At 50.0% G+C, this 18882-nt stretch carries 19 protein-coding genes; 1 reads left to right on the top strand and 18 read right to left on the bottom strand.

The annotated features are described in order from the left end of the window. Positions 1-17: 17 nt before the first annotated feature. From fabF to ACKU35_RS00980, 7 genes are all read right to left on the bottom strand, one after another. Positions 18-1256 carry a beta-ketoacyl-ACP synthase II gene (fabF, locus tag ACKU35_RS01010; RefSeq protein ID WP_319762269.1) on the bottom strand — a complete coding sequence of 413 codons (1239 nt, stop codon included), beginning with the start codon at positions 1254-1256 and terminating at the stop codon, positions 18-20. Between the two features lie 119 nt (positions 1257-1375). Further along, positions 1376-1606 carry an acyl carrier protein gene (locus ACKU35_RS01005; protein WP_163291710.1) on the bottom strand — a complete coding sequence of 77 codons (231 nt, stop codon included), beginning with the start codon at positions 1604-1606 and terminating at the stop codon, positions 1376-1378. Between the two features lie 35 nt (positions 1607-1641). Then, positions 1642-2385: a 3-oxoacyl-[acyl-carrier-protein] reductase gene (fabG, locus tag ACKU35_RS01000; RefSeq protein ID WP_319762264.1), complete on the bottom strand. Its 744-nt coding sequence runs from the start codon at positions 2383-2385 to the stop codon at positions 1642-1644. Positions 2386-2572: 187 nt separating this feature from the next. Further along, positions 2573-3559, bottom strand: a complete 987-nt coding sequence (locus tag ACKU35_RS00995) for a beta-ketoacyl-ACP synthase III (protein ID WP_319762263.1) — start codon at positions 3557-3559, stop codon at positions 2573-2575. A gap of 92 nt (positions 3560-3651) precedes the next feature. Next, positions 3652-4677, bottom strand: coding sequence for a phosphate acyltransferase PlsX (gene plsX / locus ACKU35_RS00990; RefSeq protein WP_319762262.1), 1026 nt, complete (start codon positions 4675-4677; stop codon positions 3652-3654). Then, a complete protein-coding gene (gene rpmF / locus ACKU35_RS00985) occupies positions 4670-4849 on the bottom strand; it encodes a 50S ribosomal protein L32 (RefSeq protein WP_015850548.1) in 180 nt (59 codons plus the stop codon). Before rpmF ends, plsX begins: the two co-directional genes overlap by 8 nt. A 50-nt stretch (positions 4850-4899) precedes the next feature. Then, a complete protein-coding gene (locus ACKU35_RS00980; RefSeq protein WP_319762256.1) occupies positions 4900-5418 on the bottom strand; it encodes a DUF177 domain-containing protein in 519 nt (172 codons plus the stop codon). A 183-nt stretch (positions 5419-5601) separates the two neighbouring features. Here ACKU35_RS00980 and rpmB point away from each other — a divergent pair, with 183 nt between their 5' ends. Further along, complete coding sequence (gene rpmB / locus ACKU35_RS00975; RefSeq protein ID WP_319762254.1) at positions 5602-5814, top strand: 50S ribosomal protein L28; 213 nt, start codon at positions 5602-5604, stop codon at positions 5812-5814. Positions 5815-5902: 88 nt separating this feature from the next. Here rpmB and ACKU35_RS00970 read toward each other — a convergent pair whose 3' ends face one another. The 11 genes from ACKU35_RS00970 to ACKU35_RS00920 form a co-directional block, all read right to left on the bottom strand. Beyond that, a complete protein-coding gene (locus ACKU35_RS00970) occupies positions 5903-6265 on the bottom strand; it encodes an STAS/SEC14 domain-containing protein (protein WP_319762251.1) in 363 nt (120 codons plus the stop codon). A gap of 93 nt (positions 6266-6358) precedes the next feature. Then, positions 6359-8026 carry a gamma-glutamyltransferase family protein gene (locus ACKU35_RS00965; protein ID WP_319762250.1) on the bottom strand — a complete coding sequence of 556 codons (1668 nt, stop codon included), beginning with the start codon at positions 8024-8026 and terminating at the stop codon, positions 6359-6361. Between the two features lie 186 nt (positions 8027-8212). After that, positions 8213-9607 carry a glutamate--tRNA ligase gene (gene gltX / locus ACKU35_RS00960; RefSeq protein ID WP_319762248.1) on the bottom strand — a complete coding sequence of 465 codons (1395 nt, stop codon included), beginning with the start codon at positions 9605-9607 and terminating at the stop codon, positions 8213-8215. 150 nt (positions 9608-9757) lie between these two features. Then, positions 9758-9982 (bottom strand): NifU family protein, encoded by a 225-nt coding sequence (locus ACKU35_RS00955; protein WP_319762246.1) that lies wholly within the window; start codon positions 9980-9982, stop codon positions 9758-9760. Between the two features lie 89 nt (positions 9983-10071). Next, positions 10072-11127 (bottom strand): HDOD domain-containing protein, encoded by a 1056-nt coding sequence (locus ACKU35_RS00950; RefSeq protein ID WP_319762244.1) that lies wholly within the window; start codon positions 11125-11127, stop codon positions 10072-10074. Positions 11128-11270: 143 nt separating this feature from the next. Continuing rightward, entirely contained in the window at positions 11271-12125 is an 855-nt protein-coding gene (locus ACKU35_RS00945) for a glycine betaine ABC transporter substrate-binding protein (protein WP_319762242.1), read from the bottom strand. Between the two features lie 65 nt (positions 12126-12190). Then, positions 12191-13042 carry a glycine betaine ABC transporter substrate-binding protein gene (locus ACKU35_RS00940; RefSeq protein WP_319762240.1) on the bottom strand — a complete coding sequence of 284 codons (852 nt, stop codon included), beginning with the start codon at positions 13040-13042 and terminating at the stop codon, positions 12191-12193. A 34-nt stretch (positions 13043-13076) separates the two neighbouring features. Beyond that, positions 13077-13916 carry a proline/glycine betaine ABC transporter permease gene (locus ACKU35_RS00935; RefSeq protein WP_319762238.1) on the bottom strand — a complete coding sequence of 280 codons (840 nt, stop codon included), beginning with the start codon at positions 13914-13916 and terminating at the stop codon, positions 13077-13079. A gap of 1 nt (position 13917) precedes the next feature. Then, positions 13918-15108 carry a glycine betaine/L-proline ABC transporter ATP-binding protein gene (locus ACKU35_RS00930; protein ID WP_319762235.1) on the bottom strand — a complete coding sequence of 397 codons (1191 nt, stop codon included), beginning with the start codon at positions 15106-15108 and terminating at the stop codon, positions 13918-13920. A 610-nt stretch (positions 15109-15718) separates the two neighbouring features. Next, complete coding sequence (locus ACKU35_RS00925; RefSeq protein WP_319762232.1) at positions 15719-17119, bottom strand: sigma-54 dependent transcriptional regulator; 1401 nt, start codon at positions 17117-17119, stop codon at positions 15719-15721. Continuing rightward, complete coding sequence (locus ACKU35_RS00920; RefSeq protein WP_319762231.1) at positions 17119-18882, bottom strand: ATP-binding protein; 1764 nt, start codon at positions 18880-18882, stop codon at positions 17119-17121. The genes ACKU35_RS00925 and ACKU35_RS00920 overlap by 1 nt, the downstream gene beginning before the upstream one ends.

The raw sequence follows: 18882 nt of genomic DNA, 5'->3' as shown, positions 1-18882 counted from the left end.
CGAAGGCATTTTAATTCTTATTCTTCAAACTTTTTAAACAGCATGCAGCCGTTGGTTCCGCCGAAGCCGAACGAGTTGCTCAGTGCATATTTAACCTGCTGTTCACGTTTACCGTCTTTACAGTAATCGAGATCGCAATCGGGGTCAGCTTCTATCTGGTTTGCGGTTCCGGGGATGATACCGGTCGCAAGTGTCTTGACCGCGAAAGCGGCTTCAACACCGCCCGCGCCGCCGAGAAGGTGGCCGATCTGAGATTTATTAGCACTGATGGCAATATTTTTGGCGTGATCACCAAAGACACTATGGATGGCTTTGGTTTCACAGAAGTCGTTCAGTTTGGTGGAAGTTCCGTGTGCGTTGATGTGATCAATTTCAGAAGGATCAATCTTGGCTTCACGAATGGCAGCGTTCATGGCTCTGGCCATGCCTGCGCCGTCTTCCGGCGGTGCGGTCATGTGGTAGGCATCTGAAGATGCACCGAAGCCCACAACTTCCGCAAGAATCTCAGCACCACGTTTACGGGCGTGATCAAGGGATTCCAGCAGCAGCAGACCGGCGCCTTCACCCATGACAAAACCGTCACGCCCTGCGTCGAAAGGACGGGATGCGGTGGCGGGATCGTCGTTGCGGGTGGAGAGTGCTTTCATGGCGGTGAATCCGGCAAAACCCAGCGGGGTGATGGTGGATTCGGCTCCGCCGCAGATCATAACATCGGAACGACCGAGCATGATGTCGGTGTATGCAGTGCCGATGGCGTGGGTTCCGGATGCGCATGCAGTACACATGCACAGGTTCGGTCCCTGTGCTTCGGAGAAGATGGAAACCTGTCCGGCTGCCATATTACCGATTATGATAGGGATGAAGAAAGGTGTGATCTTTTTGGGGCCGGACTTTTGCAGTTTGGCATGCTGTTTCTCGATGGTCTCAAGGCCGCCGAGGCCTACACCGATAACAACTCCGGCACGTTCGCGGTCGTCACCTTCAAGCTTGAGTCCGGTGGACTCCATAAGCATCTGGTTGGCTGCCACAGCAAACTGTGTGAACCTTTCCATGCGCTTGGCCTGCTTGTGGGGGATGAATTCCTTAGGATCGAAATCCTTGACCTCACCGGCTATTCGTGCGGTGTACTCGCTGGCATCAAAGGCAGTGATTTCAGCAATGCCTGATTTTCCTGCAAGGAGGTTCTCCCAGCTTGTGTCTATATCGTTGCCAATGGGGGTGATGGCGGAAACGCCTGTTACTACTACCCTGTTCATATATTTAAACCTGTAAAATATGTTGGGGTTAATTTTTTGGGCGGGCCATACAAAAGGAGCGCCTTACGCCCGTGAGGAGCAATAAGGCGCTCTTTTTAAAAACCCTGTAAGCAATCAGTCTACTGTTTGCTTTCAACGAATGCTACTGCATCCTTGACTTTAAGGATCTTCTGAGCTTCTTCGTCTTCGATTTCGACGTCAAACTCTTCTTCCATAGCCATGATGAGTTCGGTGAGGTCGAGAGAGTCGGCACCGAGATCTTCAACAAAGGAAGCTTCGTCTTTAATTTCGTCTTCGGATACGCCAAGCTGGTCTACGATAATTGCTTTTACTTTTTCAGCTGCGGACATAGTCCCCTCCAAATCATTATTTTAGTGTTTCTTGATTACATGTACATCCCGCCGTTAACAGCGAGAGTCTGGCCTGTGATATAACCCGATTCCTCCTTGGCAAGGAAGGAAACCGCGTTCGCTATATCATCGGATGTGCCGAGTTTTTTCAGCGGTATGTTGTCCATCATTTGCGCCATGACTTTTTCAGGCAGTTCTGCGGTCATGTCGGTCTGAATGAATCCCGGTGCAACGGCATTCACAGTGACCCCGCGCGGTGCAAGTTCAATGGCGCTGGCTTTGGTCAGCCCGATGAGGCCGGCCTTGGCCGATACGTAGTTGGCCTGTCCGGCATTACCGGCCTGACCTACTACAGAGGAGATATTGATAATCCGTCCGTTACGCTGCTTCATCATGATTTTCGCGGATTCGCGCAGGCAGGTGAAGGCTCCTGTCAGGTTGATGTCCAGAACTTTGTCCCAGTCTTCATCCTTCATGCGGACCAGCAGTCCGTCGCGGGTGATTCCGGCATTATTTACCAGAACGTCCAGCTTGACTTTGCCTTTGATCTCTTCCTTGAAAAAAGAGGTTACAGCTTCACGGTCAGAAGAATCAAGTTTGAATGAGCGGGCCTTGCCGCCTGCGGCTTCAATTTCAGCGCAGACTTTTTCGGCTCCGTCGGGGCGGCTAACGTAAGTAATAAATACTTCAAAGCCGTCTTTGGCAAGCCGTTTGGCACAGGCTTCTCCGATTCCTCTGGAACCGCCCGTCACAAGGGCGGTACTTGGCAGTTCACTCATTTACTTTCCTCTATGTTGAATTAATCCGGTCATGCGTCTCATAGCCTAAAGCGGCAGTGACTGCAAATTTAATCTAAATTAATTTGTTTAAACATACATGCGCGTTTGCGCTATGTAGTTTTTGCCTGTTATACGGCACTGTTGTTAAAATCTCGTGAAAACAGTCAGACTTTTACAAAACAGCACTTTAAAATTGAACCAGAGCAGCTCCCCATGTAAGGCCGCCGCCGAAAGTAGTCAGCAGTACAAGATCGCCTTCATTGATGAAACCGGATTCCCTTGCATCGGCAAGGGCAATCGGGATTGATGCTGCGGAGGTGTTTCCGTATTTATCGACATTGACAAATACCCGTTCACGGTCAACGCCAAGCTTTTTACCAACGGCTTCGATAATGCGCAGGTTGGCCTGATGAGGCAGCAGTACGTTTACATCGTCGGCTGTCAGGTTGTGCTTTTCCAGAATCTCGTTGCATATGGCAGTCATGGATCTGACTGCGAAGCGATAGATTTCACGTCCCTGCATCTGAACGAAATATTCTTCGCCAACCTTCTGGTTGATTTTGTAGGGATGCGCTGATCCACCACCTTTAACAGTCAGGTTGGAACTCGGACCGCCATCGGCGCGGATGAGCGTGTCAACAATTTTGCCTGTCTCTATGCCGTCACCCGCAGTTAGAATTGTTGCGCCTGCACCGTCTCCGAAGAGAACGCAGGTTGAGCGGTCTTCCCAGTTTACGCGGCTGGTGAGTACTTCCGCTCCGCAGAGCAGTATTTTTGCCGTGGGATCAAGGTTGATAAGTGCTCTCGCTACTTCAATGCCATATACAAATCCGGAGCACGCTGCGGCTATATCCATAGCAGCCTTGTTTTTGATACCAAGGCGCTCCATGAGCATACAGGCGGTAGAGGGTACCGGCATGTCGCCGGTAAAAGTGGCGATGATGATGTGGGTGAGTTCGTCCGCTTCCATGCCGGCGTCTTTGAGGGCTTTCAAAGATGCCTCATAGGTGAGGTCCAGGCATGTTTCGTCTTCAACAACGTGGCGCTGTTTTATACCTGTACGGGTGGTAATCCACTCGTCGTTGGTGTCGACGATTTTTTCAAGATCAGTATTAGTGTATAGACGTTCAGGGACATGGAAACCAAGGCCCCTGATATGCGAGAAAGTACTCATTATACCAGTCCTGTTTTAGGATGGAAAGAGAGCTGATAATCCGGGGATGCGTCACCAGCCGGAAGCGGGACCGCAGAAAAAAATGCTCCGCGTTATAATTCGCGTGCAGTAATTTCCTTGTGAGCGGCCAAACCTTCTTTCAGGTGAGCGACAGCATCGTTCTTGACAAAAGTGGCAGCCATTTCAATGGCTTTTTCCACTGCCCGGGAATCGGCTTTACCGTGGCAGACCAGGACAATTCCTTTTAATCCGAGAACCGGAGCTCCGCCGTATTCGGATTTGTCTAACAGTCTGCGGAATCTTTTGAAAGCTTTGATTGCGAGCATTGCTCCCAGTTTGGACACAATGTCGCGCTTTAGTTCACCCTTCAGCAGGCTGCCGAAGCTGGTTGCCAGCCCTTCGGCCAGCTTGAGTGCCACATTGCCTACAAAACCGTCGCATACCGCAATATCAACGTCCCCGGTAAAAATGTCACGACCTTCGATATTGCCTACAAAATTCAATGAAGAATTTTTGAGCATTTCGTAGGTTGTTTTTACCAGTGAGTTGCCTTTGCCTTCCTCTTCTCCGATAGTCAAAAGACCTATGCGCGGGGATTTATATCCCAGCACATCGCGGGCCAGTACGTCGGCCATGAGGCCGAACTGAAAGAGGTGTTCAGGCTTGGAGTCGACATTGGCCCCGACATCAAGCAGAACCATCGGTTTCTTTTCCGTGGGCAGAATTCCGGCCATACCGGGACGCAGAACCCCTTTGATCCTGCCGATAGTAAACATTCCGCAGGCTACAGTGGCCCCGGAATTACCGGCACTGACGACTCCGTCGGCCTTGCCTTCCTTGACCAGTCTGCATGCTACCTGAATTGATGAGTCCTTCTTCTTGCGCATTGCATCGGCAGGTTTGTCTTCCATTGTGACAACCTGAGAAGCGTGGACAATATCAATAGCACATGATCCGGTATCAAGCTTTTCCAGCTCGGACCGGATCATGTGCTCATCTCCTACCAGCGTAATCGGCAGTCCTGTCTTAGCGGCATTCACCGCTGCCGGGACAATAACCGAAAGACCGTAATCGCCACCCATGGCGTCTACGGCAATGCGGGGTATAATGCTAGGCATCTTCGGAATTGATTACCTGACGGCCTTTATAGGAACCGCAAGAAGAGCAAGCTCTGTGAGGGATGATAGGTTCACCGCACTCGCAGTATACTACGTTGGGGGTTGCTACGTGGTCGTGTGAACGACGCATGTTTCTGCGGGATTTGGAAGTTTTCTTTTTCGGCTGTGCCATGACTAAGTCTCCTAAAGATTTTTTTTAAACCGATCCATGTGGACCGGAATCTAGTTCTTTATCTTAAGATTGCGGAAAACCGCAAGCCTTGGATCGCCCTCATTCTGTTCGCATTCGCAGCCGCCCTTATTAAGGTCGGCTCCGCATTTGGCGCAAAGTCCTTTGCAAGCTTCTTTACAAAGAGGCTTAATCGGAAGTGCCAAAGCAAAATGCTCCCAAAGGAGGGCACCGATGTCGAGTTTGAGCCCTTCTTTGGTCTTGACGACAGGAGATTCTTCATCATCTCCGTCTTCTGCGACCTGCTCATATTCCTCGAATTCGGTGGAAATATTGTGCTTGTAGTCTGCCGTGCATCTGTCGCATGCAATTGTCACGGAACCTTTGGTTCCACCTCTGACAAGGCATCCTTTATCCTGAGGAAGGACGTAGACTTCAGACACCAGCGTATCGCCGGGCTTGACGTCCACATTATACTGTTTCCATGATGCGGACCAGAAGTTCTGGTCCTCAAAAACAAAATTTTGTCCCTCTTCGGGAATGTCGTTTAATGTAATCCAGAGTTCAGACATATTTTTCCTCGCGGAAGGGTTTCCTATATGAGTTTTTTTTCTTATGTCAAGGAAAAAGAGCTTGCATTTTCCAGAGCGAGCGTTTAAATGATACCTCTTTTGTTCGGGTAGAGCAATTTCCCTTGCGGTAAATCATGCTTTCCGGCAATCTAAAAAAAGTGACTACCATTAAGGAGGTACAACATGTCCCAGGTATGCGATATATGCGGTAAAGGTCCTCAGACAGGCAACAACGTTTCTCATGCTCACAACAAGTCCAAGAGACGTTTCATGCCCAACCTGCAGAAAGTCCGCACTCAGCTTCCCACCGGTGAAGTAAAAAGCATCAAAGCTTGCACTCGCTGCATCCGCTCCGGCGCTGTTATTAAGCCCGTAGCTACAAAAAAAGTAAGCTAAGCTTCTTTTTTTATTTTTCGCACGACTTGTCGTGTAAAAAGCCCTAGTCATATTTTTATGGCTAGGGCTTTTGCGGTTTATTCAAAAACTATGCTGCTGTCCATTTCAGGGCTGCATCCAGTTCTTCGACAGGATAGGTCTTCACCTCTCCGCTGACCAGTAATCCTGCCACTTTCGTACCCCATTCCACCCATTTCGGTCCGCCGACAACGGCCAGCTTTTCAAAGTCATTGCGGTGTGCGAATCCGAATTTCGTATCTTCCCACATGGCTTTCAAATCCCAGCCCTTGAAATCTTTGTCCATGTAAAGCAGAGCCTTGCATCTGCCATGGTCGAGAATTGTTTTCTGAAGGGCCGGAATCCAGATTTCGGTGTAATCTTCGCCGGAAATCGTGCCCGTTGCGGTTACCGCCAGCATTGGGCCGCTGCTTTCTTTCATGATTTTGATCATCTTTTAGCTCCATTTCCGTTTAAAATTAAAAAATTTGATCAAAATCTAACATATTCCTGCTAAATTGTATGTGTTGAAATGGTTTTTCTTTTTTTAGCACAGTCCGGCAGCGTATCCGTCTGAACGGGGATCGCATCCCGCACAGAGTGTAGCGCTGTTAGAATCGCGTACGATTATCTGGCCTCGGCCGAAGATGTCTCGATCATAGCCACGGCGTATTTCAAGATCATGGCCCATGGCGGATAATTTTTCCACCGTCTTGTCGGGCGTCCCTTCCTCAAGGCAGATCCTGCCTCCGGCTTCGCCCGGCTCAATGCAGAAACGCAGCCTGTTCAAGGCTTCCTGCGGATCGGCTCCGTCGTCGAGCATGGCCGAGATTATCTGTAAATGTCCTTGCGGCTGCATGAATCCGCCCATTACCCCGAAAGTTGAGTGCAGCGATTTATCCTCACGCAGGCAGATTCCGGGGATTATGGTGTGGTAACTGCGTTTTCCTCCGGCCAGAACATTCGGGTGGGCAGGGTCCAGCGAAAAGTTGTGACCTCGGTTCTGAAGTGCGAAACCCAGTCCTTCCGGAACAATCCCGGTACCGAATCCCATATATATGGAATTGACCATGGAACAACCGTTTCCGTCCTTGTCGACCACACAGAATTGGATAGTATCAGAATGGTTGAGCGGCACACCGCAGGAGTGATCCGTTTTGGCGCGGTCCGGTGAAATCAGGGCTGCTCTTTTTGCGCCGTATGTTGCTGATAGGAATTTTTCCAGCGGTGCCGGGAACTGATGCGGATCGGCTACATGTGTCCGGGCATCCGCAAAGGCCAGCCGCATGGCTTCGATAAGATAATGCAGCCTCTCGGGTGAGTCTGCTTTTCCCAGTTCTGATAAATTGATTCCGGAGAGGGTGTTCAGGGCCAGCAGGGCGGCCAATCCCTGTCCGTTGGGCGGACATTCATGGATTTCGTATCCTCGGTAGTTAACGCATATGGATTCTTGAAACAGGCTTGAGTGGGAAGCCATATCCTCTTCAGAAAGGAAACCTCCGTTCTCTCTGACAATGCTCACTATCTTTTTCGCGATATTACCGATGTAAAAAAGTTTTTTTGCTTCTTGCGGTGAGCAGTCCGCCAAGCGGGCAAGAACCAGTCCCAGATTGCGGTTGAGCATAAGCTCGCCGCAGCGGGGAGCCCTGCCGTTCAAGAGCAGTTGCTCGCCCCCGGGGCTGTTGAGCAGAACATCTGTGTCTGCATGCCAGAGTTTTGCTGTTACCGGGCTTACCGGGAACCCCTGCATGGCATAGCGTATGGCCGGGCCGAGAACTTTTGATAAAGGCATGCTGCCGTGCTGTTCAATCAGGTCGGCCCAGAGTGCAAGTGCGCCGGGGACATTTACAGTCATGGCATGACGCGCAGGAAGTTTATCGGTGATTCCCATGGCCTTGATTTTTTCAAGTGAAATGTCCTGCGCGGATTTACCGGAGCCGTTCAGGGCGAAAATATTTTTAGCTTCGGCCTGATAGAAGAGGGCGAAAGCGTCTCCTCCAAGTCCTGTGCTGCATGGCTCAACCACGGCAAGGGCAGCGGCAACGGCGATGGCTGCGTCCGCTGCGTTACCGCCTGCGCGGAGTATTTCCAGTCCAGCTTCGGTTGCCAGCGGCTGACTGGAGGTAACCATCCCACTGGTGGCGTAAACAGGAGAACGGCGGGAATTGAAGGTGAAATCAGGCTGGATGTGGTTGTGTATTTCAAAAGGTCTCATGACAGATCTCCGGCTGAAATTTTATTTTGTCGCGCAATGTTATGGTATGCAGCAGGCAAAAAGCAATAGTAGAAATGACGCACAGGTTGATCATGAGCAGTAGATTTTATCCATAAAAAAACTCCTTACATCATAAGATGCAAGGAGTTTTTGCTTATATTTCGTTTGTCGGCGTTAGGAGCAGATCTAAACCAAAGTAACAGTGCGGTTCAGGCGGGCGATGGTTTCATCTTTGCCGAGGACGAGCATGAGGTCGTAGAGTCCTCCGGGGGACTGTGTACGGCCGCAAAGGGCGAGACGTACTGGCTGACCGATGGCTTTGAATTTAAGCTCCTTCTCTTCAAGATAGCCTTTGCATACAGCTTCAAGGGAATCATGGCTGAATTCGTCGTCGGCGCTGATGCGTGCGGTCAACTCTTTGAGGATATCCACTGCTTCGGGCGTAAGCACCTTTGTCACGGCCTTTTCGTCATATTCCAGTGCTGCACTGTCCACGAGGAAGAAATCGCACATGGCGGCCATTTCTTTGTAATTGGTGGAGCGGGGCTGCAGCAGGGGGATGATTTTTTCAAGGTATGCGTCTTCAGCCTCAATTTCTGCGGGCAGAAAGGCGCGCATGCCGGGAACGAGATCGGCCGGAGCTTTGGCCTTGATGTACTCGCTGTTCACCCAGTCCAGTTTTTTTGTATCAAATACGGAAGGTGAATTTCCGAGATTATCGGTATCGAAAAGTTCGATCAGCTCTTCACGGGAGAAAATTTCCTGATCACCGTGGGACCAGCCGAGGCGAACGAGATAGTTGACCACAGCTTCGGGGAGGTAACCCATTTTTTCATATTCCATTACGGAAAGCGCGCCATGACGTTTGGAAAGTTTTTTCTTGTCAGCACCGAGGATCATGGGAACATGGCCGAATTTAGGTATATCCCAGCCTAAGGCTTGGTACAGAAGAATCTGACGCGGTGTGTTGTTTACGTGGTCATCTCCCCTCAGGACGGTGGTAACACCCATTGTGTGGTCATCCACCACAACTGCGAGGTTGTAGGTGGGGGAACCGTCGCTGCGACGCAGGATCATATCATCCATTTCAGCATTTTCCACGCTGATGGGGCCTTTGATAATATCGGTGAAGGAGGTGCGTCCATCAAGGGGGGCCTTGAAGCGGACAACCCTGTTTTCGCCGGGTCCGAGTCCCTTTTCGCGGCAGGAACCGTCGTATTTGGGCTTACGTTTTTCCTTCATGGCTTTTTCGCGCATGGCATCCACTTCTTCCGCTGTGCATTCACACCAATAGGCTTTGCCTTCGGCCAGCAGCTGATCGATATATCCGTTATAAAGATCGAAGCGGTCACTCTGGTAAACAGGATCGTTATTCCAGTCCATACCCAGCCATTTCATGGAATCGAGGATGGCATCGGTATATTCCTGCTTGGACCGTTCCCGGTCGGTGTCTTCGATGCGCAGGACAAATTCTCCGCCGTCGTGTCTGGCGAGAAGCCATGCGAATAGAGCGGTACGTGCTCCGCCGATGTGCAGGTGTCCGGTCGGACTGGGAGCGAAACGGGTTACTGTCTTGGCCATGATGGTTGTCTCCTGAAATATATTGTGGTGCGCTATGCGCTGAACTGAAAACTAAAAAATCCGCCATCAAGGGCGGTATCTTATATTGAACCCGGGGTGTTCAAAATATTTATCAGCCAGCCGGAGCATGCTCCGACCGGATGATTTTTTCTATTCGGCAGGCTCTACGCCTTTGAGTTCGGGAATCTCCTTGAGCAGGGTACGCTCAATGGCGTTTCTCAAGGTGATCTGAGACATCGGGCATCCTTTGCAGGCACCCTGCAAGCGCACTTTGGCGATCCCTTTATCTGTAACCTCAACGAGTTCCACGTTGCCGCCGTCAGCCTGAAGAAGAGGTCTGACCTTGTTAAGCGCGGCTTCGACTTTATCAAGCATGGTAAATCCTCCGTTTGCTATGCCCGCTCAAGTACTTTCTTTAACCGGCCTTGTCAAACCCGTGAGTACTTGTTTTTTATCAGCTCGTTTTAGGCTGCGATGTTTTGCAGAATGGAAAATGCTTCATCCAGAATCGGAATCAGTTCGGCGTCAAGCTTACGTAATCTATCAGCAGACAGACCGTGCTTCTCCCATCTTTCATTATTTATGTTTCGGATGAAAAAATCTCCGCTTCCACCTATACCCATGGTTTTGGCAATGATGTTTGCGAAATATACGTAAAGAGCTTCCGGGGATTTGGACGCCTTTGCCGGAGTATGATGATACAGCACAGCGTTTACCAGCGAGAAGGGCAGGTTCCACTTGCGCAGCAGCATTCCTCCGAGTTCAGCATGGTCAAACCCGGCGACTACCTTTTCGGCCTTGAACATGAGGGCCTTCTTGTTGCAGGAGATAGACGCGGCGGCAACAGCCTGCTCGGGAAGGGCCATCATGAACATCGGGCGACCGATATCGTGCAGCAGTCCGGCCACGAAACATTTTTCCGGCGTACCCTGCTTGAAGGTTTTGGAAAGCTGGCTGGCTATGATTCCGCAGGCGAAGCTGTGCCGCCAGAACAGTTCAAGATCGATGATATCAGTCGGCAGTCCTTTGAACATGTCCATGACTGAAGTGCCCATGGCGAGGGTGGAAAGTTGGTTGGTGCCGATAACCGCCACTGCCCGTGAGATGGTATCGATCTGAGCGGGAAAGCTGTAAAATGCACTGTTGACCATGCGTAGAAGAAAAGCCGAAAGAGCCGTATCCCGTGAAATTACTTTCGCCAGATCGGATGCCGAACTTGAGGGGTCATTGATGACTTGGCGCATTTCAATGAAAACCTGTGGCAGGGAAGGTAATTTGACCTCAGTCCGCACCAGTGCAATCGGGTCTACCGGATCAAATTTTTTGGTGGGCATAGGCAGTTCGGGGTGTTCCCTGTAGCGATCCGGAGATTCCATAAGGTCTCTGGCAACGTGATTGATTCCCAGCTCGAAAAGCGTGTTCATTATCGGATGGTTTTTGTCGGTGTTGCTGAAACGGTCTTCCATCAAAGCTGTTGCCTTGAGTATGAATTCTTCAGGGATGGGAGTACTCTCAGTCATAGTCAACCGCCTTGGATTTTTCTTAATTTGTTGTTTTTATAATATATTAAAAGCGGTATTAGGGAAAGCTCTGTGTCCAGAAATATAAAAGCCCTGCAGAAGATTCCTGCAGGGCTTATATTAGCTGTTTTCAGCTGCGGAATTTATTTAAGCCAGGAATCGACCTGAGCTTTGTTTTCCTTGATGAAACGCTTGGCGTTTTCATAAGGATCAGCTCCTTTTTCCTGATTCCAAGCCATAAGCTTCTGAAGCTGGTTGGGATTAGTGTAAGCAAATTTTTCCAAGAATGAGTATACCTTGGGTTGGTCTTTTTTGAGACCCTTGCGGACGATTGTGTGGATCTTTTCTTCTCCGCCAAGAACGCCTTTGGGGTCTTTGAGATATTTGAGGTCCCAGCGGCCGAACATCCAGTGAGGAGACCAGCCGGTTACAACAACCCACTTCTTGTTTTTGATAGCGTCAGCAAGTGCTGCGGTCATGGTAGCACCGGATCCTTCCATCAGCTCCATGTTATCAAGATTGTATTGTTTTACTGCTTCTTCAGAGAGAGACATCAGGCCAGCACCGGGGTCAATACCGATGATTTTGCCGTCAAACTTGTCTGCGTTTGCGTTGAGCTGCTCAATGGAGTCGATTGTTACGTATGAAGGAACAACCCATCCCAACTTGGCTCCGCCGACAAGAGCACCGAGGTCTTCAACCTTGTCTTTTACTCTCTCCAGGTATTCTTTGTGAGTAACGGGCAACCATGCGGTGACCAAACCGTCAACATCGCCGGTGCCTACAGCCTGCCACATTGCCGCTGCGCTGACAGGAAGGATTTCGCATTCATAGCCCAGGCGTTCTTCGATAACAGCTTTGGCAAGGTTGGTGGAAGCTGTCGCGCAATCCCACTCAACATAAGCAAGTGTTACTTTTTTTGAATCATCTGCATATGCTCCGAAAGCGAAACTGCATGCAAGAAGAAACGTAATTAGAATTAAAGTGATCTTTTTCATTCTATACTCCTTGGGTTGTGATAAAAAAAAGTCCCCCACCAAAAACGGCAAGGGACTGTAAGTTACTATTTGAGCCAGGAATCAACCTGAGCTTTATTTTCCTTTATAAAACGCTTGGCGTTTTCATAAGGATCGGCACCCTTTTTCTGATTCCATGCCATAACCATCTGTAACTGGTTTGCGTCTTTCCATGCAAACTTGTCGAGGAAGGCGTATACTTTGGGCATGTCTTTATCGAGGCCTTTGCGGACGATCGTATTGATGGTTTCCGCTTCGCCGAGCACCTTCTTGGGATCTTTGAGGTATTTGAGGTCCCAGCGGCCGAACATCCAATGAGGAGACCACGCTGTCACAACAACCCATTTTTTGTCCTTGATGGCGCTGGAAAGAGCTGCGGTCATAGTTGCCCCGGAGCCTTCCATGAGTTCCATCTTGTCAAGGCCGTATTCATCGATAGCGTCTTCAGAGCGGATCATTATGCCTGCGCCGGGATCTATGCCGATGATTCTATCATTGAATTTATCTGCGTATTTATTGAGGTCGGCCATGGAATCTACGGTAACATAGGAAGGAACAGCCCAACCCAGTCTGGCTCCGGTTACATTGGGACCGAGATTCACAATGTCATTTTTCAACCGTTTGAGATAGTTGGCGTGAGTTACAGGCAGCCATGCTGCGGCCATGCCGTCAACATCACCCGAGGCTACGCCCTGCCACATAACAGCAGCAGCAACTGGAATGATCTCGCATTTCACTCCCAGACGTTCTTCAAGAACGGCTTTGATGACGTTGGTGGTCGCAGTTGCGCAGTCCCACTCAACATATGCCAGTTTTACTTTTTTGCCGCCTGCGAAAGCGGATGTGCTGAAAGAAGCAAGAAGTAACGCTGCTAACGTTAAGGCTAGGATCTTTTTCATAATTATCTCCTGTATATATACTTCAGTAATTCTTTTATTTGCTATTTTTACCAGTGCCCATTTTCTGGAGCACCTGGTCCATGATCATAGCCACGATTACGATACCGATACCTGCTTCAAATCCCTTACCCATCTGTAGTCTCTGGATGGCTTTCCATACTTCACCACCAAGTCCTTTCGCGCCGATCATGGCCGCGATAACAACCATGGAGAGGGCCAGCATAACTGTCTGGTTTACCCCGGCCATGATGGTTGGGGTTGCTATGGGAAGTTCAAGCTTAAAGAGTCTCTGCCAGCGGTTTGAACCGAATGCCTCGGCGCATTCCACCAGATCTTCCGGGACCTGCTTAATACCAAGGCAGGTCAGCCTGATGGATGGAGGCATGGCAAAGATGATTGTTGAAAAGATAGCTGCAACCTTACCCAGTCCGAAGAAAGGAATGGCGGGGATGAGGTATACAAATGCGGGCATGGTCTGCATGACATCCAGTACCGGCATGACCACCTTGTTTATGTGCTTGTTCATTGCAGCCAGAATACCAATGGGTATACCGATCATCAGGGCCAGCATCGTAGCGACGATGACCAGTGCAATTGTGCTGATGGTGGCATTCCACAAGCCCATGTTCCAGATGAGCAGCAGTCCGGCCATAGCAAAGATAGTTGTACGTTTGCTCTTGGCCAGTTTCCATGTAACCAGGCCCACAATGATAATGAACGCCCACGGCGGGCAGGCTTTCATTACACTTTCAACAACATCAAGCCCCGTTTCTAAAACGGCAGAGAAAGCTTTGGTGGCAAATGAAAAATGTTCCACCAGAAAATCAATGGATGATTCGATTACGTCCCCTACGGGAATGCGTGGAATAATCATACTAATTGCCTCCTCTTTCGGCCAGTGCCCCGATAAGTGTTCCTCGTACGATAACACCTTTTAATCTGTTCTCATCATTAATGACCGGGAGGGGCAGTACTCGGTCATGCATGATGTTGAATAATTCCTGAGCCGGACACTCAAGGTCAACGGCTTCAAGATCTGTGTGCATAATGGTTCTGATGTCTTTTCCGCCTTCTTCAACTAATTTGGCGCAGTCCCCGGCATTGAGCATGCCGATCAACTTGTGCTTTTCGTCAAGAACGAAAAGATTGGATATGCTGTTTTTACGCATTTTGCGCAGGGAAGCTCTGGGACCGTCGGTTTTGATGTAGGCCACAGCATCGATTTTTTTCATTACCGATTCAGCGGTGAGGACTTTGGTTATGTCCACATCCTCAACAAAGCGGCGTACGTATTCGTTCGCGGGCTCGGTAAGAATTTCTTCCGGAGTACCGATCTGTACGATTTCACCGTCTTTCATGAGCACGATGCGGTCACCCAGCTTGAGTGCTTCGTCAAGGTCGTGACTGATGAAGACGATTGTCTTGTGCATGCGTTCCTGCAGGTTGATCAATTCGTCCTGCATGTCGCGGCGGATGAGCGGGTCAAGGGCGCTGAACGCTTCATCCATGAGCAGTATGTCCGGATCAAGAGCCAGTGCGCGGGCAAGGCCCACACGCTGCTGCATACCGCCGGAGAGCTGATCGGGGTAGGAGTCTTCCCAGCCGGAAAGACCGACCAGTTCGAGGGCTTCCATGGCCTTTTGTTTTCTTACTTCAGGGTCCACCTTTCCGATTTCAAGTCCATACTCAGTGTTTTTGAGTACGGTGCGGTGGGGGTAAAGAGCGAAGTTTTGAAATACCATGCCCAGCTTTTTGAGGCGAACCTGACGCAGTTCTTCCTTTTTCAGGCCTGTTATGTCTTCCCCGTCAATGAAGATTTTACCGCCGGTGGGCTCAATTAATCTGTTGATGCAGCGCACCAATGTGGACTTTCCGCTACCGGACAGGCCCATAACAACGACGATTTCTCCTTCGTCGACAGAAAAACTCGCATTATTTACGCCAACCCCGTGTTTGTGTTTCTCCATGATCTCTTCCTTGCTTGCGCCATTTTTGAGCATAGGAATAATCTTTTTTGGGGTGGAACCGAAAATTTTGTAGAGATTTTCAACTCGTATCTTTTCCATGATTTCTCCGTTTATAAAAACTAAGCTCCGCCAATGCGTGTAACGAAAGGCGGTATGATTTAATTGCAGTGGTTGCGTTTGTGTGAAAAGGCGAAGAAAACGGGAATTTTTTCCGGGGCAGAATTGGGATTGATTTCCTGAACTGGGGTTCTGGATATTTTAATGTAGTAATGTTGTGTGGCTTGCATTTTTCTATGCAGTATTCGTTTGTTGCAGTTGTGTTTAATGTTATAAGTTTGAAACTGTGTTTTTACTTTGGAAAAGTGCAGTTTGTAAGTAGCCACTTATCATAAAGCAAAAACTGCCTTCTGACGATTGATGAACTCAGGTTAAAGTTCGCTGATTTGTGTCTGGTTTTAATTATAGACACGCAAAGTCCAGAGTCAAAGGTTAGATAAAATATGCCTCTATGTCAAATTAGATCAATTTTTTATGAGAAGAGTCGATTTTTTTGCCATTTCAGCAGTGATCAAGACAAGGCGATTCGTGTTTGTAGATTGTATGGCTAGGGCAGGTTGTAACGGCGTTAACTGTTTTTAATTAAATCGTTTATAAAAAAAGCCCGAAAATAAAATTTTCGGGCTTGATCATTTCTTTGAGGGAAAGATTTTCAGCGGCGGGTAAGTCCGTATTTCTTTAATTTGTATTGCAAGGTCCTGCGGCTGATTCCCAATGCTTCGGCGGTCCGTTCACGGTGATGCTGATTGGCTTCGAGGGCGGATATCAGCGCCTGACGTTCGGCGTCATCAAGTGTAGGTGTGACTGATTTAGGAGTCGTTGCACCATTGTCCGGATCTTGGGATGTGGCAGACTGTTTGGGGGGTGTCTGCCGGGGATCGGTATTCTGCACCTGCTGCGGGAGTAGTTCCGGTCCCAGCACTTCGCTGCGGCTCAGGATGATGGCCCGTTCCAGCACATTTTCAAGTTCACGCACGTTGCCGGGCCAATTGTAACGGCCCAGAACGTCGAGGAAAGACGGGCTGACCGAGCGTACCTTTTTATTATTTTTGCGGCCCAGTTTTTCCAGCAGGTGAGCCACCAGAGCGGGAAGATCATCCACGCGTTCGCGTAAGGGGGGTATGCGGATTTCCAGCACACTTAAACGGTAATATAGGTCCTCGCGAAAATTCCCTTTTTCCACTTCATCTTTAAGGTCCCGGTTGGTGGCGGCGATGATACGTACATCTGTTTCCACCGGAGAGACGCTGCCAAGCGGTTCAACAATTTTTTCCTGCAGCGCACGCAGAATTTTAGCCTGCAGTACCGGGTCCATCTCCCCGATCTCATCGAGGAAGAGGGTGCCGCCGGAAGCAAGTTGAAAACGGCCCGGTTTGTTGGCGTTGGCACCGGTAAAGGCCCCCTTCATGTATCCGAAAAGTTCACTTTCCAGCAGGTCTGCCGGTAGGGCGGCGCAGTTTACCTTAATCAGCGGTTTGTCTGCACGCAGACTGGATCTATGCAGTCCTTCGGCAACCAGTTCTTTACCTGTGCCCGATTCGCCGAGCACCAGTATGGTCGCCTCGGAAGGTCCGGCCTGTTCGATAAGTTCTTTCACCTGAAGCATGGCCCGTGAGCTGCCGATCATCTGCTCCGTTGCTCCGGCTGCGGATTTGAGCTTTTCATTTTCATCCACCAGACGGGAGTAATTCAGTGCCTTGGCCAGAACTGCTTTCAGCTCCTCATTATCGGCTGGCTTTGTCAGGTAATCAAAGGCTCCGTGCTTCATGGCTATGACCGCGGAGTTCACGTTTCCGAAGGCTGTGAGCATGATAACGGGCAGACCGGGCATGATGGTGTTGAGTTCTGTCAGCAGGGACATGCCGTCCATGCCGTCCATGCGCATATCTATCAGGGCTGCGTTCAGGGTAAGTCCGGGCAGGATCTCAAGGGCCTGCTCCCCTGACTGGGCTTCATGCACAGTCCATCCGTCACTTTCCAGCACAGCCCGAATGAGCATGCGCAGTGACGGTTCGTCATCAACTATGAGTACATTTTTTTCATTAGCATCCATTATTCGGTTCCTTCATCACGCTGGTCGGGAAAGAACAGTTTGACGCATGTTCCGCCTAACGCACCGGTTTTCGGGTCATCACCCGCTTCAATGCGGTCCGGTGCGGAAATAGTAACACGTCCTTTATGTCCGCGCATGATTGTATTGACTATGGCAAGACCGAGTCCTGTTCCTTTGGGTTTGTCGGTAAAGAACGGTTCGAGGGCATGCTTGCGAATATCTTCGGGCATGCCCGGACCGTTGTCACAAACGCTGATCCATACTCCGTGTCCCGTGCCCTCGGCTGTGATTGAAATTTTGCCGTATTCATCGGGTACAGCGTCCAGACTGTTGACCAACAGATTGAGCAGGACCTGCCGGATACCATCCGGGTCTGCGTATACTTCAGTGTGATTCACCGTTGTCTGCAACTGTGTACCTTTGTGCTCGAGGTCGAAGCCCATAAGGGTCTGCATGGAATCGCAGAGTTCCTGCAGATTCATGCGCTCAGGATTCATCACATGCGGTTTTGAGAGGTACAGCAGGTCTGTGACCACCCGGTTCAGGCGGTCAGCTTCGGTCAGCATGGTTGTGGCATATGTTGCGTAGGGCTGTTCGTCTTTAAATTTATCTGCAAACAGTTGGGCAAAACCGCGCAGTGAACTCAAAGGATTACGGATTTCATGAGCCACTCCGGCAGCCAGAGAACCGATGGAGGCAAGTCGGCGCGCTTCGTAAAGATCCTCTTCCAGATCGGCAATATCGGTGCGGTCGCGGATGATGATCATGGTTCTTTTTTCGTCCTGACTTTCAAAGTAGGGCAGGAAAATAAGTTCCAGATTTTTTCCGCCTAACCGGACATGTTCCCAAACAACATTATCCCGCCTGAAATCCTGAAGTGATTCGTAGGAAAAATCATTCCAGTTCTTGCCGACCAGAGATGCTTCGGCCGCGCTTTGCAGCAATGCATGGGCAGATCCATTAGCCGCGATGATGTTTTCCTGTGGAGAAAGGGTCAGCAGTCCGTCGGGCATATTGTCCAGCAGGTTTGCCTGAAAGCGTTCAAGCCGGGTCAGTTTGTTACCCTGTTCCCTGCGTTGAAAGTAGGCCACGGCAAGCAGCCAGAGGACAAATCCGGCCAGAAAGATATATCCGGTCTGGAGTAAGGCGGCTCTGCGGTATTGATTGAACTGTCGTAGATGCTTTTCCGCGCTGAGACCAAGCAGAAGGTAAGTTTCTTTGTCCTGAGGTGGCATGAGTCCGCTCCGGGTTTTCTCGTGCCCGTATAATCTTTGCAAAAGAGGCTGTCCTACCGCGCCGTAAAGCAGGGCAGCTTTACCATGGATCAAAACCGGAGTGCTGGATTCGCGCATCGCGGTAATCATGTTAAACAGGCCCGGCGGAGGGGTATATACCTGCCTGTTGCCTTCTCCCTGCTCCACTATCAGCATAGGTTTGCGGTCGGGTCCGTAAAGAGCGATGTAAAGCAGATCTCCCTGGGCAACCATTTCCCGGAAAAGTTCCCGTGCGTCCGGAAGCAGTTCTTCAGGCAGGCGCATATTGTGCTGGCCCGGATGCCTCATGCGGCGTGCTCCTTCAACAAGTTGGATATCGAGTCCGCGTGCAATTGAACGGGCTGAAAGGAGCATGTGCTCGAACACGGTCTGGTGCATCTGGCGCAGATTGTGCCACGTAAGATACAGACTGCCTGCCCCGAGAAGAATCAGGGCCAGCAGTGCGAGCGCAAGGGGCAGTTTATGTGATTTTTTTAGGCTTAGTTCCAT

This window comes from Maridesulfovibrio sp. (genome assembly GCF_963676065.1).
GTDB lineage: Bacteria > Desulfobacterota > Desulfovibrionia > Desulfovibrionales > Desulfovibrionaceae > Maridesulfovibrio.
The sequence above is the reverse complement of the archived record's forward strand: the minus strand, read 5'-3'. Positions and strand labels throughout refer to the sequence as shown.

Excerpts from the sequence above, each read along its gene's own strand:
- fabF (WP_319762269.1), bottom strand. The coding sequence starts at position 1,256 with ATGAACAGGGTAGTAGTAACAGGCGTTTCCGCCATCACCCCCATTGGC.
- ACKU35_RS01005 (WP_163291710.1), bottom strand. The coding sequence starts at position 1,606 with ATGTCCGCAGCTGAAAAAGTAAAAGCAATTATCGTAGACCAGCTTGGC.
- fabG (WP_319762264.1), bottom strand. The coding sequence starts at position 2,385 with ATGAGTGAACTGCCAAGTACCGCCCTTGTGACGGGCGGTTCCAGAGGA.
- ACKU35_RS00995 (WP_319762263.1), bottom strand. The coding sequence starts at position 3,559 with ATGAGTACTTTCTCGCATATCAGGGGCCTTGGTTTCCATGTCCCTGAA.
- plsX (WP_319762262.1), bottom strand. The coding sequence starts at position 4,677 with ATGCCTAGCATTATACCCCGCATTGCCGTAGACGCCATGGGTGGCGAT.
- rpmF (WP_015850548.1), bottom strand. The coding sequence starts at position 4,849 with ATGGCACAGCCGAAAAAGAAAACTTCCAAATCCCGCAGAAACATGCGT.
- ACKU35_RS00980 (WP_319762256.1), bottom strand. The coding sequence starts at position 5,418 with ATGTCTGAACTCTGGATTACATTAAACGACATTCCCGAAGAGGGACAA.
- rpmB (WP_319762254.1), top strand. The coding sequence starts at position 5,602 with ATGTCCCAGGTATGCGATATATGCGGTAAAGGTCCTCAGACAGGCAAC.
- ACKU35_RS00970 (WP_319762251.1), bottom strand. The coding sequence starts at position 6,265 with ATGATCAAAATCATGAAAGAAAGCAGCGGCCCAATGCTGGCGGTAACC.
- ACKU35_RS00965 (WP_319762250.1), bottom strand. The coding sequence starts at position 8,026 with ATGAGACCTTTTGAAATACACAACCACATCCAGCCTGATTTCACCTTC.
- gltX (WP_319762248.1), bottom strand. The coding sequence starts at position 9,607 with ATGGCCAAGACAGTAACCCGTTTCGCTCCCAGTCCGACCGGACACCTG.
- ACKU35_RS00955 (WP_319762246.1), bottom strand. The coding sequence starts at position 9,982 with ATGCTTGATAAAGTCGAAGCCGCGCTTAACAAGGTCAGACCTCTTCTT.
- ACKU35_RS00950 (WP_319762244.1), bottom strand. The coding sequence starts at position 11,127 with ATGACTGAGAGTACTCCCATCCCTGAAGAATTCATACTCAAGGCAACA.
- ACKU35_RS00945 (WP_319762242.1), bottom strand. The coding sequence starts at position 12,125 with ATGAAAAAGATCACTTTAATTCTAATTACGTTTCTTCTTGCATGCAGT.
- ACKU35_RS00940 (WP_319762240.1), bottom strand. The coding sequence starts at position 13,042 with ATGAAAAAGATCCTAGCCTTAACGTTAGCAGCGTTACTTCTTGCTTCT.
- ACKU35_RS00935 (WP_319762238.1), bottom strand. The coding sequence starts at position 13,916 with ATGATTATTCCACGCATTCCCGTAGGGGACGTAATCGAATCATCCATT.
- ACKU35_RS00930 (WP_319762235.1), bottom strand. The coding sequence starts at position 15,108 with ATGGAAAAGATACGAGTTGAAAATCTCTACAAAATTTTCGGTTCCACC.
- ACKU35_RS00925 (WP_319762232.1), bottom strand. The coding sequence starts at position 17,119 with ATGGATGCTAATGAAAAAAATGTACTCATAGTTGATGACGAACCGTCA.
- ACKU35_RS00920 (WP_319762231.1), bottom strand. The coding sequence starts at position 18,882 with ATGGAACTAAGCCTAAAAAAATCACATAAACTGCCCCTTGCGCTCGCA.